The organism is Streptomyces sp. NPDC126503, from assembly GCF_040302405.1.
In the GTDB taxonomy this organism is placed as follows: domain Bacteria; phylum Actinomycetota; class Actinomycetes; order Streptomycetales; family Streptomycetaceae; genus Streptomyces; species Streptomyces gulbargensis.
This window is the reverse complement of sequence record NZ_JBEORS010000012.1, coordinates 148,924-162,455: the sequence shown is the minus strand read 5'-3', so window position 1 is coordinate 162,455 and position 13,532 is coordinate 148,924. Positions and strand designations below refer to the sequence as shown.

Annotated in this window: 9 protein-coding genes; 7 read left to right on the top strand and 2 right to left on the bottom strand. The window is 74.5% G+C overall.

What is annotated here, in order from left to right:
• Positions 1-25: 25 nt before the first annotated feature.
• The 7 genes from ABTY40_RS18040 to ABTY40_RS18010 all read left to right on the top strand — a co-directional run bounded on the left by ABTY40_RS18040 (position 26) and on the right by ABTY40_RS18010 (position 11,323).
• On the top strand, positions 26-1,306 hold the full coding sequence (locus ABTY40_RS18040) for an ABC transporter substrate-binding protein (protein WP_352060409.1): 1,281 nt from the start codon (positions 26-28) through the stop codon (positions 1,304-1,306).
• Between the two features lie 123 nt (positions 1,307-1,429).
• The gene (locus ABTY40_RS18035; protein WP_352060408.1) at positions 1,430-2,302 is read left to right on the top strand and encodes a carbohydrate ABC transporter permease; all 873 of its coding nucleotides are present in this window, start codon (positions 1,430-1,432) and stop codon (positions 2,300-2,302) included.
• A 1-nt stretch (position 2,303) separates the two neighbouring features.
• The gene (locus tag ABTY40_RS18030) at positions 2,304-3,146 is read left to right on the top strand and encodes a carbohydrate ABC transporter permease (protein ID WP_345282922.1); all 843 of its coding nucleotides are present in this window, start codon (positions 2,304-2,306) and stop codon (positions 3,144-3,146) included.
• Positions 3,143-4,480, top strand: coding sequence for a glycoside hydrolase 5 family protein (locus tag ABTY40_RS18025; RefSeq protein WP_352060407.1), 1,338 nt, complete (start codon positions 3,143-3,145; stop codon positions 4,478-4,480). Before ABTY40_RS18030 ends, ABTY40_RS18025 begins: the two co-directional genes overlap by 4 nt.
• Positions 4,481-4,559: 79 nt before the next feature.
• Positions 4,560-7,610 carry an alpha-mannosidase gene (locus tag ABTY40_RS18020; RefSeq protein ID WP_352060406.1) on the top strand — a complete coding sequence of 1,017 codons (3,051 nt, stop codon included), beginning with the start codon at positions 4,560-4,562 and terminating at the stop codon, positions 7,608-7,610.
• A gap of 125 nt (positions 7,611-7,735) precedes the next feature.
• A complete protein-coding gene (gene bdeA, locus ABTY40_RS18015; protein WP_502990612.1) occupies positions 7,736-8,680 on the top strand; it encodes a bis(hydroxyethyl) terephthalate hydrolase in 945 nt (314 codons plus the stop codon).
• Positions 8,681-8,785: 105 nt separating this feature from the next.
• Positions 8,786-11,323, top strand: a complete 2,538-nt coding sequence (locus ABTY40_RS18010; protein ID WP_352060405.1) for a helix-turn-helix transcriptional regulator — start codon at positions 8,786-8,788, stop codon at positions 11,321-11,323.
• A 52-nt stretch (positions 11,324-11,375) separates the two neighbouring features.
• On the opposite strand, the gene gap is transcribed toward ABTY40_RS18010, so the two are convergent.
• The gene (gene gap / locus ABTY40_RS18005) at positions 11,376-12,374 is read right to left on the bottom strand and encodes a type I glyceraldehyde-3-phosphate dehydrogenase (RefSeq protein WP_352060404.1); all 999 of its coding nucleotides are present in this window, start codon (positions 12,372-12,374) and stop codon (positions 11,376-11,378) included.
• A gap of 155 nt (positions 12,375-12,529) precedes the next feature.
• Positions 12,530-13,486 (bottom strand): GlxA family transcriptional regulator, encoded by a 957-nt coding sequence (locus ABTY40_RS18000; RefSeq protein ID WP_352060403.1) that lies wholly within the window; start codon positions 13,484-13,486, stop codon positions 12,530-12,532.
• Positions 13,487-13,532 lie beyond the last annotated feature (46 nt).

Here is a 13,532-nt window from a genome sequence, read left to right as displayed (position 1 = left end):
GGACAGCACAGACCGGGAGACCTCGATGCGAAGAAGCCTCTGGATCCGACCGGCCGTCGCGGCGCTCGTCGCGGTGACCCTCGCCGGCTGCGGGCTCGGCGACCCGGGCGGCGCGAGCGATGACAACGATGCCAAGGGTGAGGTGAAGGGCCGGGTCTCGCTCCAGACCTGGGCCCTGAAGCCGAAGTTCACCGCGTACATGGAGGGCCTCATCGACGCCTTCGAGAAGAAGCACCCGGGCGTGGAGGTCCAGTGGCTCGACCAGCCCGGGGAGGGGTACTCCGAGAAGGTCCTGAGCCAGGCCGCCGGCGGCACCCTGCCCGACGTGGTCAATCTGCCGCCCGACTTCGCGCTGCCGCTGGTGCGGCGGAACATGCTGCTCGACGTGGGCGCGGCCGATCCGGCCCTGACCGCCGACTACGTGAAGGGCGGCGTCGACGCGTACCGCTTCCCCGGCACCCGGGGCACGTACGGCTATCCCTGGTATCTCAACACCGACGTCAACTACTGGAACGCCGAACAGCTCACGCGCTACGGCCTGGATCCGAAGAAGCCGCCCGCCGACCTGGACCAGCTGATCGCGGCGGCCCGCACGGTCAAGCAGCGGTCCGGCGGGAAGGTCCATCTGATGAGCCGCAAGCCCGGCCTGATGGACTTCGCCAACGCCGGGGTGCGGCTGATGTCCGAGGACGGCACCCGCTTCACGTTCAACACCCCCGAGGCCGCGGCGCTCCTCGACCGGTACCGGGAGGCGTTCAGGGAGGGGCTGCTCCCCAAGGACGTGTTGACCGAGACGTATGCCGGGAACACCGCGCTCTTCAGCTCCGGCACCGCCGCCTGGACCACCGCCGGCGGCAACTACATCACCTCGCTCGCCGTCGACAACCCGACCCTCGCGCCCAAGGTGGTCTCCTCCCCCGCCATGGGGACGCCGCCGCTGTACGTCCAGGGGCTGTCGGTCGCGCGGTCGAGCGGGAACCGGGCCACCGCACTGGCGCTCGCCCGCTGGATCACCAACGCCCCGAACCAGGCCGCGTTCGCCCGCCTCACCAGCATCTTCCCGTCCACGAAGGCCTCCGCCGGCGACGCCTTCCTCAGCCGCAGCGACGGCACCAACGCGGGCGACGCGAAGGTCACCGCCTTCGCCTCGCTCGCCAGGGCCCGGATGCTGGAACCGGTCCAGGCCAACGACGCCGTCAAGACCGTCGTCAACCAGCAGATCGCCCTCGCCCTCAGCGGCCAGGCCTCCTCCCGGGAAGCGCTGGACACGGCGGTCGCCCGCGCCGACGAGCTCCTGAAGGACTGAGTCCGGCCCCGTGCGGACGGCGCGCCGTCCGCACCGTCCGGCCCGTGGCCCTCTCCCCCGGCCCCACCGGCCCCGGAAGGCCCCGGGCCCCGCACCGCCGTACTCCCCCGAGGAAGGCACCCCATGACACACCGGCGCTGGTTCACCCCGTGGCTGCTCGCCGCGCCCGCCGTGGTCTGGCTCGCCGTGTTCAACCTGTGGCCCGCCGTCAACACGGTGATCCTGTCGTTCACCAACGCCAAACCGCTGGGCGGCGGCCGCTTCACGGGCCTGGCCAACTACGAACGCGCCCTCGACGACGAGCAGTTGGCCGACGCCCTGCTCAACAGCGTCATCTACCTGCTGATCTGCCTGCCCCTGCTCACCTTCCTGCCCCTGCTGCTCGCGCTCCTCGTGGAGAAGAAGCTGCCGGGCATCACCTTCTTCCGCACCGCCTTCTACACCCCGGTCGTCGCCTCCGCCGTCGTGGTCGGACTGATCTGGGGCTGGGTGCTCGACGACCGCGGCCTCCTCAACGGGATCCTCGGCGCCCTCGGCGTGGCGGACCGGCCCGTCCCCTTCCTCACCGACCGCTGGCTGCTGCTGTTCAGCGCCATCGCGCTGACGGTGTGGAAGGGCCTCGGCTACTACATGGTCATCTACCTGTCCGCCCTCGGGAACGTGCCGCGCGAACTCCACGAGGCCGCCGCCGTCGACGGGGCCTCCGCCCCGCGCCGCTTCTGGCACGTCACACTTCCCGGTGTACGCCCCGCGATGATGCTCGTCTCCGTGCTCATCGCGGTCTCCGCGCTGCGCGTCTTCTCCGAGCTGTACGTCCTGTCGGACGGCACCGGCGGACCGGGCGGGCGGACCATGTCGGTGGTGATGCTCATCCAGATGTACAGCAGGGGCTTCACCGGGCACATCGGCTACGCCTCCGCGCTGAGCATCCTGCTGTTCCTCCTCACCGTCGGCCCGATGCTGCTGCTCGCCCGGCTCAACCGGAAGGGGGCCTGAGGTGTCCCGGAGCTTCGCCACCCCGTCCGCCGGAGAGAAGGCCGTGCGCTACGTCCTGCTCGTCCTCGTCCTCCTGCTGACCGTCGGCCCGTTCCTGTGGCAGCTGTCGACGTCGCTGAAGGGGCCGGGCGAGGACGTGTACTCCCCCACCCCCGACTTCCTGCCCTCCGACCCGACGCCGGCCAACTACGGGCAGGTCGCCGAGACGGTCCCGGTGTGGACGTACGCCGTCAACTCGCTGGTGGTGGCGGGGATCGCGGTCGCCGGCAACGTCGTCGGCGCCACCCTCGCCGGCTACGCCCTGGCCCGGCTCCGCTTCCGGGGCGCCCGGCTGGTGCTCGGCCTGTTCCTCGCCACGCTCGTGCTGCCCGGCGAGGTCACGATCGTCTCGCAGTACGTGACGATCCGCAGCCTCGGTCTCACCGACACCCTGCTCGGGGTGGCCCTCCCCGGCGCCCTGGCCATGCTCAACGTCCTGCTGATGTACACGGCGTTCCGGGCGATCCCGCCCGACCTCGACGCCGCCGCCCTGGTGGACGGGGCCAACGTGTGGCAGCGCCTGGTCCACGTGGGACTGCCCAACGTGCGGGGAATGCTGAGCGTGGTCGTGATCTTCACGTTCATCGGCGCGTGGGACGACTTCCTGTGGCCGCTGATCGTGCTGAACGACCCCGCGCGCTACACCCTCACTGTGGGCCTCCAGTACCTCGACGGCACGTTCGCCGCGAACCCACGGCTCATCGCGGCCGGCACGATGATCGCCTTCCTGCCGGTCGTCGCCGTCTTCGCCGCGCTCCAGCGGTTCTTCTTCAAGGGCGTCGAGGAAGGAGCGGTCAAAGGATGAACACCACCCACGGAGGATCCCCCTCACCGGGCCACGGAGGACCGATCCCCTCGACCGGCCGCGAGAACCGTCCGGCCGGGCCGGCACGCCCGGCGCCGCGCTTCGGCGTCAACTACACGCCGAGCCGGGGCTGGTTCCACCACTGGCTCGACTTCGACCTGGACGCCGTCCGGGCCGATCTGGACTCGATCGCCGGCCTCGGCCTGGACCACGTGCGGGTCTTCCCGCTCTGGCCGGTGTTCCAGCCCAACCGGGCCCTGATCCGGCCGCGGGCGGTCGAGCAGCTGGTGAGCCTGGTCGACGCGGCGGCCGAACGGGGACTCGACGTCGCCGTCGACGGCCTCCAGGGGCATCTGTCGAGCTTCGACTTCCTGCCGTCGTGGACGGTCACCTGGCACCGGCGGAACCTGTTCACCGACCCCGACGTCCTCGACGGGCAGGCCGCCTACCTGCGGACGCTCGCCTCGGCCCTCGCCGACCGCCCGGCGTTCCTCGGCATGACCCTCGGCAACGAGATCAACCAGTTCTCCGGCGATCCGCACCCCGACCCGGACCGGATCACGCCCGGCCAGGCGGAGCGCTGGCTGCGCCGGATGCTGGCGGCCTGCGAGGAGGGCGCGCCGGGCCGCGCGCACCTGCACGCCGCGTACGACGCCGCCTGGTACCTGGACGGCCACCCCTTCACGCCGGCGCACGCCGCCCGGCTGGGCGCGGCGACGGCGGTCCACTCGTGGGTCTTCAACGGGACCGCCCAGCGCCACGGCCCGGACTCCTTCGCGACCGGTCACCACGCCGCGTACATGATCGAGCTGTCCAAGGCGTGGGCCGAGGACCCGCACCGCGCGGTCTGGCTCCAGGAGGTGGGGGCGCCCGCGCCGCACATCGCCGCCGGCCGGGCCGCCGGCTTCACCCGGACGACGCTCGCCGCCGCGCTGGACTGCCCGGACCTGTGGGGGGTCACCTGGTGGTGCTCCCACGACGTCGACCGGTCGCTGGCCGACTTCCCCGAGCTGGAATACACCCTCGGGGTGCTGACCACCGACCGGCGGGTGAAGCCCGCGGGCCGGGCACTGGCCCGGGCCGCCGCCGACGTGCGGGAGGCCTGGACGCCGCCGGCACCGCGCACCACGGCGCTCGTGCTCGACCTGCCCGAGGACGCGCCGGAGCGGGCGGTGTGCGGCCCGGAGGGCGCGTTCTTCGGGGCGTACATGCGGCTGGCGGCCGACGGCGCGCGGCCGGCCGTCGTCCTGGCGTCCCGCGCCGGGGACCGGGAGCATCTGACGGCGCGGGGCATCACCGAGACGGTGACCCCCGACGCCGTGCACCGGTCCTGACCCGCCCGAGGCCCGTCCGGCCCCTGTCCGCCCTTCCCTTCCCGTCCGCCAGCCAGCCAGCCACGTGATGGAGCGCCCCATGCATGACGACCGCCGTCTGACCGAAGCCCGGCTCAAGCGGGTCCTCGACGAACGCGTCCGCCCCGCGATCCACCCGGAGTCCGTGCCTTTGGAGGCCGGGATCTGGACGGCCCCCGGCGAACCGGTTCCGGTGGCCGAAGGCCTCGCCGCCCCCCGCACCCCGGTCGCCGTCGGCGACGCCTGGGGAGCCCCCTGGGGCACGAGCTGGCTCACCGTGTCGGGGAGGGTTCCGAAGGCCTGGGCGGGCCGGACCGTGGAGGCGCTCATCGACCTGGGCTTCGACGCCAACATGCCCGGTTTCCAGTGCGAGGGGCTGGTCTACCGGCCCGACGGCTCACCCGTGAAGGGGCTGCATCCGCGCAACCAGTGGGTGCGGATCGCGTCCCCGGCGGCCGGTGGCGAGGAGGTGCTGCTGCACGTCGAGGCGGCCTCGAACCCGGTGATCCTGGACTACCACCCGTTCCTGCCGACGGATCTCGGCGACCGGGAGACGGCCGGTGACGCGCCGCAGTACCGGCTGGCGCGGCTGGACCTGGCCGTCTTCGACGAGACGGTGTGGCAGCTGGTGATGGACCTGGAGGTGCTGGGCGAGCTGATGGCGGAACTGCCGGTGGAGGGAGCGCGCCGCTGGGAGATCCTGCGGGCCGTGGACCGGGCTCTCGACGCGCTGGACCTCCAGGACGTGGGCGGCACGGCGGCCGCCGCCCGCGAGCGGCTGGCCGGGGTGCTCTCCTCCCCCGCCGAGCCGTCGGCGCACCGGATCAGCGCGGTGGGTCACGCGCACATCGACTCGGCCTGGCTCTGGCCGCTGCGCGAGACGGTCCGCAAGGTGGCGCGGACGACGGCGAACATGACGGCGCTCCTGGAGGACGAGCCGGACTTCGTGTACGCGATGTCGCAGGCGCAGCAGTACGCGTGGATCAAGGAACACCGGCCCGAGGTGTACGCGCGGGTGAAGAAGGCGGTCGCGGAGGGCCGGTTCGTACCGGCCGGCGGCATGTGGGTGGAGTCCGACACGAACATGCCGGGCTCGGAGGCGATGGCCCGTCAGTTCGTCCACGGGAAGCGGTTCTTCCTGGAGGAGTTCGGGGTCGAGAACGAGGAGGCGTGGCTGCCCGACACCTTCGGCTTCGCGGGCGGGCTGCCGCAGATCATCCGGGCGGCCGGTGCGAAGTGGCTGCTCACGCAGAAGATCTCGTGGAGCCAGGTCAACTCCTTCCCGCACCACACCTTCTGGTGGGAGGGGATCGACGGGACGCGGATCTTCACGCACTTCCCGCCGATCGACACGTACAACTGCTCGATGCAGGGCAAGGAGATCGCCCACGCGGTCCGGAACTTCAAGGACAAGGGTCGGGCGCGGCACTCGCTCGCGCCGACCGGATGGGGTGACGGCGGCGGCGGTACGACGCGGGAGATGGTGGCGAAGGCGGCGCGGCTGCGGGACCTGGAGGGTTCGGCGCGTGTGCGGTGGGAGCGTCCGGCGGAGTTCTTCGCGCGCGCCGAGGCGGAGTACCGGGACGCGCCGGTGTGGGTGGGTGAGCTGTACCTGGAGCTGCACCGGGCGACGCTGACGAGCCAGGCGCGGACCAAGCAGGGCAACCGGGCCGCCGAGAACCTGCTGCGGGAGGCGGAGCTGTGGTCGGCCACGGCTGCCGTGCGTGCCGGACTTCCCTACCCGTACGAGGAGTTGGACCGGATCTGGAAGACGGTGCTGCTGCACCAGTTCCACGACATCCTGCCGGGTTCGTCGATCGCGTGGGTGCACCGGGAGGCGGAGCGGACGTACGCGGCGGTCACCGGGGAGCTGACCGGCATCGTGGAGCGCGCGCAGCGGGCGCTGGCGGGCGGCGGCGGGGGCGAGGTCGTGTTCAACGCGGCGCCGCACGCGCGGGCCGGGGTGCCGGCGGGCGGCGCGCGCCCGGCGGGGCCCGTGGGCGGCGGCTGCGCGGTGGAGGCCGCTCCCGGCGGCGGGTACGTGCTGACCAACGGGCTGCTGCGGGTGACGGTGGACGCGCGCGGGCTGGTGGTGTCGGTGGTCGATTCGGCGAGCGGCCGCGAGACGATCGCTCCGGGCGCGGCGGCCAATCTGCTCCAACTGCACCCGGACTTCCCGAACATGTGGGACGCGTGGGACGTGGACCGGTTCTACCGGAACACCGTCACCGATCTGACGGAGGCCGAGGAGGTGGCGGTGGCCGTGGACCGGCCGGACACGGTGGCGGTGCGGGTCACCCGGTCGTTCGGCTCCTCGCGCGCGGTCCAGACGCTGACGCTGAACTCCGGCTCGGGGCGGCTCGATCTGGACACCGAGGTGGACTGGCACGAGACGGAGAAGTTCCTGAAGCTGGCCTTCCCGCTGGACATCCACACGGACCGGTACGCGGCGGAGACGCAGTTCGGCCACCTCCACCGGCCGACCCACACCAACACCAGCTGGGAGGCGGCCAAGTTCGAGGCGTGCAACCACCGGTTCGTCCACCTGGAGGAGCCGGGCTGGGGCGTGGCCCTGGTGACGGCCTCGACCTACGGTCACGACGTGACGCGGACGGTACGGGCCGAGGACCGGGGAACCACGACGACCGTACGGGCCTCGCTGCTGCGGGCGCCCCGTTTCCCCGATCCGCACACCGACCAGGGCGTGCACCGTTTCCGGCACGCCCTGGTGCCGGGGGCGGGCGTGGGTGACGCGGTGCGCGAGGGGTACCGGGTGAACCTCCCCGAGCGGCGGTTGCCGGGCCACGCCGCCGTGGAGCCGCTGGTGCGCGTGGACGAGGAGGCGGTGGTGGTGAGCGCGGTGAAGCTGGCCGACGACGGCAGCGGTGACGTGGTCGTGCGGCTCTACGAGTCCCGGGGAGGCCGGGCCGAGGCGCTGCTGACCACCGATCTGGGCGGGAGCGGTGAGGTGGCGGTGTGCGACCTGCTGGAGCGGCCGCTCGCCGAGGCCCCACAGGGCGCGGTGCGCGGGGTGGACGGCGGGCTGCGGCTGCGGCTGCGGCCCTTCGAACTGCTCACGCTGCGCTTCGCCCGCCCGGCCGGAGGGGTGTAGGGCCCAGGCGGAAGGCGTCGGAGCCGGCGGGGCGGGCCGCCCGGTGGCGAGGCCGGTGATTGTGCCGATGCCCGCCGGGCGCGCCGGCCCGACAGTGGCGGAACCGAAGCGGGGCCGTCCGCCGGATGTCCGGGGGATGGCCGCCGCAGGACCAACGAGAGGACGACTCCGTCGTGAGACGACACCTTGCCGGCGCCGCGGGCGCGGCCGCCGCCTGCCTCGCCGCCCTGCTCCTCGCCCCGGGGGCCACCGCGGCTCCCGCCACCTCCTCGGCCGCCCTGGCCGCGAACCCGTACGAGCGCGGTCCCGCCCCCACGGAGGCGAGCGTCCTGGCGTCCCGCGGCCCGTACGCGGTGTCGCAGACCAGCGTCTCGTCCCTGGCCGCCACGGGCTTCGGCGGCGGCACCATCTACTATCCGACGACCACCGCCGACGGGACCTTCGCGGCCGTGGTGATCTCGCCCGGGTTCACCGCCACCCAGTCGTCGATCGCCTGGCTCGGGCCGCGCCTCGCCTCGCAGGGCTTCGTGGTGTTCACCATCGACACCCTCACCACGATGGACCAGCCCGACAGCCGGGGCCGCCAGCTCCTCGCCGCGCTCGACCACCTGACGCAGCGCAGCACGGTCCGGGGCCGCGTCGACGCGACCCGGCTCGGGGTGATGGGGCACTCGATGGGCGGCGGGGGAACCCTGGAGGCCGCCAAGAGCCGGCCGTCCTTGAAGGCGGCCATTCCGCTGACCGGCTGGAACACGGACAAGACCTGGCCGGAGATCTCCACGCCCACGCTGGTCATCGGCGCCGACGGGGACACGATCGCCCCGGTCGCCACCCACTCCGAGCCCTTCTACGAGAGCCTGCCCGCCTCGCTGGACAAGGCCTATCTGGAGCTGAACGGGGCTTCGCACTTCACCCCGAACACCTCGGACACGACGATCGGGAAGTACTCCCTCTCCTGGCTCAAGCGGTTCCTCGACAACGACACCCGCTACGAGCAGTTCCTGTGTCCGCTGCCGCGGCCGAGTCTGACGATCGAGGAGTACCGGGGCAGCTGCCCGCTCGGTTCCTGACCCCCTGTGCGCCGTCACAGCGGAGGACCGCGGGGTCTGGGCGGACGCCCAGACCCCGCGCCCTCGCGGCGACCGCCCCGGTGTCGCGCGGGTACGGTGACCGGCGTGAGGGGAGCCACGCACACCGCTGCGGCCGCCGGGCCGGGACCGGACGTCCGGTGGTACGGCCGGACGGCCGAACTCGCCGTGGTGGAGGAGCTGTCGGCGCGCGTCGCCGCCGGGGCCGGCGGCGGCGTCGTGTGTGTCACCGGCGGTCCCGGCGAGGGCCGCAGCACCCTGCTGGCGCGGGCCGTACGCGACTTCCCCGGTACGGCGGCGCTGGTCGCCGCGCCGGGCCACCGGGTGCCGTGGAGCGGGGCGCGGGCCCTGTGCGCCGCTCTCGCCCCGAGCGAGGCGGCGGTCCGGCGGGCACTGCGGCTCGCGCGCGGCCCGGCCGGGCTCGGCGCGGCCCTCGCCGGGCTCGTCCCCGGCCGCCCCGCGCTGTTCTGTCTGGACGATCTGCACCTGTGGGACGCGCATTCGCGGGCCGCGCTGGCCGCGACCTGGCAGGAGCCCGGCCCCTGGGCGCGGCGGACGGGCTGGGTCGTGTCCTCGGCCCGCCACCACCGGGTGCCGGGACCGGCCGGGACCCGGACGGTACGGCTGGGGCGGCTCGGACGGGAGGCGGCGCGGGCGCTCCTCGGTGAGCTGTGCCCGGTGCCGCCCGCCGGGCCGGTCGCGGAGCGGCTGCTCGACGCGGCGGACGGACACCCCGGGGTGCTGGCCGCGGCGGTACGGCGCCTGTCCCCGGCGCAGCTCTCGGGGCGGGCGCCGCTGCCGGGGGACGTGGCCGGCGGCGGCGTCCTCGCCGAGGTGTACGGCGGGCTGCTGGGCTCGCTCCCGGTGGACGGCCGGCGCCTGCTCGCCGTGGTGGCCGGGGCCTGCGGGGGTGCGGACGGGGACCGGGGTGCGACGGTGGGGGCGGTCCTGGACCGGGCGCGGGAGGCGCGGGTCCCGGCCGAGCCGCTGGACGGGCTGGTCGCGGACGGGTTGCTGCGCCGGACGGGCGGCGTGCTGGGGTTCGAGGACCCGTTCCTGCGGCGCGCGGCGCTCGCCGGCCGTCCGGCGCCGGCGGCGGGCGGGGCGGACGGGCGGAGCCCCGGTGAACGCCACCGGGCCGACCGGCTCGGTCCGCCCGCGGCGGTGCGGGCCCGGGGCGCCGCGGCCCGCGGACGTTCCCTGCTGGTGCGCGGGCTCGCGGCGCTGGCGGGCGGCCCGGTGATGGACGCGCACGAGTCGCTGCTGCGAGCGGCCGAACTCCTCGGCGGCGAGGCGCCGGTGGAGGCCTCCGACGCCCGGTTCCTGGCGATGGAGGCGGCCTGGGCGGCGGGGGACGTCCCGGCGTGTCTGGCCGCCCTGGAGGGAGCGCGGGAACGGCGGGGCACGGAGCGGGACTTCCTCGACGGGCTGCGGGCCGCGCTGACCGAGCGGCTCGACGAGGCCCGTACCGCGCTCTCCCGGGTGGTCGCCCTCGACGGGGCGTCGGACGAGCCGCGGCTGCTGCTGCGGGCGGGCTCGGCGGCGCTCGTGCTCGGCGACACGGCCGCGGCGGCCCGGGTGCACGGGCGCGCGCTCGCCCGGGCCAGGGCCGAGCACCGTACGGCTCTGCTGCCGCGCGCCCTGGAGCACCTGGCCTACGCCGAGCTGCGGGCCGGATGCCACAGCCGGGCGGCGCGCACCGCCCGGGAGGGGCTGCGGGCGGCCGAGCTGACGGGCCAGCGCAATGTCGCGGCGCATCAGCACGCCGTGCTGGCGCTGGTGGCGTCGGTCACGGACGACGGCGCGGCGGTGGTGGAGCACGCCGGGCGGGCGCTGGCGATCGCAAGGCCGCACGGGCTTGCGCAGGCGGTGACGCTGGCCGAGTGGGCGCTGGCCCGCGGCGAGCTGGGGCGGGGGCTGGCCGATCAGGCGGCGGCGCGGCTGCGGCCGCTCGTGCGCCCCGGGCCCCGCGGCGGGCACTTCGCGCTGCGGATGATGGTCGTGCCGTGCTTCGTGGAGGCGGCGGTCGCGGCCGGGCGGCCGGCGGAGGCGCGGGAGGCGACGGCCCGGTACGCCGTGTGGGCCGGCCTCGGGGTGGACGGGCAGGCACCGGCCCAGTGGGCGCGGTGCCGGGCGCTGCTGGCGCGGGGCGAGGAGCCGGCCCGCTGGTTCGGGGAGGCGGTGCTGCGGCACGAGGGCACCGGCAACGACTTCGAGCGGGCCCGCACCCTCCTCGCGTACGGCACCTGGCTGCGCAGGCGCCGGCGTCCCGGTGAGGCGCGCGGGCCGCTGCGGGACGCGCTGGTGACCTTCGAGCGGGCGGCCGCGCCGGGCTGGGCGGAGCGCGCCCGGGGCGAGCTGCGGGCCACCGGGGCGACCAGCGGCAGCGCCGCCGATCCGGAGGCGGTGGGCGAGCTCACCCCGCAGCAGCAGCGGATCTCCCGGCTCGTCGCGCGGGGCGCCACGAACCGGGAGATCGCCGCGCGGCTGGGCCTGAGCCCGCGGACGGTCGACCACCATCTGCGGGGCGTGTACGCGCGGCTCGGAATCCGGTCCCGGGTCGAACTGCCCGCCGCTCTGGGATGGTTCGACCCGGAGGGTGAGCCGGCTCCCCACCGGGGGTGAACCGCGAGGAGGAGGCGGGCAGGGCCGCCGCGGGGAGCCGGAGCGGGTGCCGTCAGCGGGCGGAGAGCAGCTCCAGCGTGTCGATCACGCGGTTGGAGAAGCCCCACTCGTTGTCGTACCAGGCGACGACCTTGACGTGGCGGCCGTCGACGCGGGTGAGGTCGGCGTCGAAGATGGAGGAGGCCGGGTTGCCGGTGATGTCGGAGGAGACCAGCGGGTCCTCCGAGTACTCCAGGACACCGGCGAGCGGGCCCTCGGCGGCGGCGCGGTAGGCGGCCAGGACGTCCTCGCGGGTCACGTCGCGGGCGACGGTGGTGTTGAGCTCGACGATGGAGCCGACCGGGACGGGGACGCGGATCGAGTCGCCGGAGAGCTTGCCGTCCAGGTTCGGCAGCACGAGGCCGATCGCCTTGGCGGCGCCGGTGGTCGTCGGCACGATGTTGACGGCGGCGGCGCGGGCGCGGCGGGCGTCGCGGTGCGGGCCGTCCTGGAGGTTCTGCTCCTGGGTGTAGGCGTGCACGGTGGTCATGAACCCGTGCTCGATGCCGGCGAGTTCGTCCAGGACGGCGGCGAGCGGGGCGAGCGCGTTGGTGGTGCAGGACGCGTTCGACACGATGGTGTGCAGGTCCGGGTCGTACGCGTCGGTGTTCACGCCGTAGGCGAGGGTGACGTCGGCGCCGTCGGCGGGGGCGCTCACGAGGACGCGCTTCGCGCCCGCGTCGAGGTGCGCGCGGGCCGCCTTGGCGGAGGTGAAGCGGCCGGTCGACTCCAGGACGATGTCGACGCCGAGTTCGGCCCACGGCAGGTTGGCGGGCTCGCGCTCGGCGAGCACCTTGATGCGGCGGCCGTCGACGACGAGGGTGTCGCCGTCCACGGAGACCGGCCGGCCGAGGCGGCCGGAGGTGGAGTCGTAGGCGAGCAGCCGCGCGAGGCCCGCGGGCTCCGTCAGGTCGTTGACGGCGACGATCTCGAGCGCGGAGTCGCGTTCGAGCAGGGCGCGCAGCACGTTGCGTCCGATGCGGCCGAATCCGTTGATGGCGATGCGAGTCATGAGCGGGGTCCCTTCCGTTTCGACCCCAGGTTCGCCGGGCGCGACCGCCGGTGACAGCGGCGTGATCGCCACGGTCCGAAAGGATCACGCCAGCCGACGCCGGGGACGGTCCGGGCAGGTCAGCGCGGGTGCGGAGGAACGGCTCGGGATCGGCGTCAGTCGTTCTGGGCGAAGGTGCGCCGGTACTCGCTGGGCGTGGTGCCGAGGATCCGCTGGAAGTGCAGGCGCAGGTTGGCGCCGGTGCCGAGGCCGACGTCGGCCGCGATCTGTTCGACGCCGCGCTCCGACCGCTCCAGGAGCTCGCGGGCCATGTCGAGGCGGGCGCGCATGACCCATTGCATGGGGGTGTAGCCGGTGTCCTCGACGAAGCGCCGGGAGAAGGTGCGGGGGGAGACGGCGGCGTGCCGGGCGAGGACGTCGAGGGTGAGGGGTTCGCCGAGGCGGTGCAGGGCCCACTCGCGGGTGGCGGCGAACCGTTCGCCGAGGGGTTCGGGCACGCTGCGCGGCACGTACTGGGCCTGGCCGCCGCTGCGGTAGGGGGCGGCGACGAGACGGCGGGCGGCGTGGTTGGAGGCGGCCACGCCGAGGTCACCGCGCAGGATGTGCAGGCACAGGTCGATGCCGGAGGCGGCGCCTGCGGAGGTCAGGACGCTGCCCTCGTCGACGAACAGCACGTTCTCGTCGACGCGGACGCGCGGGCGCTTGGCCGCGAGCGCCTGGGTGTAGTGCCAGTGGGTGGTGGCGCGCTTGCCGTCGAGGAGGCCGGTCGCGGCGAGCGCGAAGGCGCCGGTGGAGATGGCGGCGAGGCGCGCGCCGCGCGCGTGGGCGGCGATCAGCGCGTCGACGACGGGCGCCGGCGGGTCCTCGCGGTCGGGGAAGCGGTAGCCGGGGACGAAGACGATGTCGGCCCAGGTGAGGGCGGAAAGGCCGTGGGCGACCTGGTAGGAGAGTCCGTCGCCGCCGGTCACGGTGCCGGGCTCGGCGCCGCAGACCCTGACCTCGTACGGCATGCTCGCGCGGGTCGTGAAGACCTGCGCGGGTATGCCGACGTCGAGCGGCTTGGCGCCGTCGAGGACGAGGACGGCGACGCGGTGCAGGCGGGAGGGTTTCACGGATCGAGGGTATGCCGGGAGGGGACCGTCTCCCGCCGGCCCCCTC

Bases quoted from the DNA above. Each gene is read 5' to 3' on its own strand.
- ABTY40_RS18040 (WP_352060409.1), top strand. From the start codon at position 26: ATGCGAAGAAGCCTCTGGATCCGACCGGCCGTCGCGGCGCTCGTCGCG.
- ABTY40_RS18035 (WP_352060408.1), top strand. From the start codon at position 1,430: ATGACACACCGGCGCTGGTTCACCCCGTGGCTGCTCGCCGCGCCCGCC.
- ABTY40_RS18025 (WP_352060407.1), top strand. From the start codon at position 3,143: ATGAACACCACCCACGGAGGATCCCCCTCACCGGGCCACGGAGGACCG.
- ABTY40_RS18020 (WP_352060406.1), top strand. From the start codon at position 4,560: ATGCATGACGACCGCCGTCTGACCGAAGCCCGGCTCAAGCGGGTCCTC.
- bdeA (WP_502990612.1), top strand. From the start codon at position 7,736: ATGTCCGGGGGATGGCCGCCGCAGGACCAACGAGAGGACGACTCCGTC.
- gap (WP_352060404.1), bottom strand. From the start codon at position 12,374: ATGACTCGCATCGCCATCAACGGATTCGGCCGCATCGGACGCAACGTG.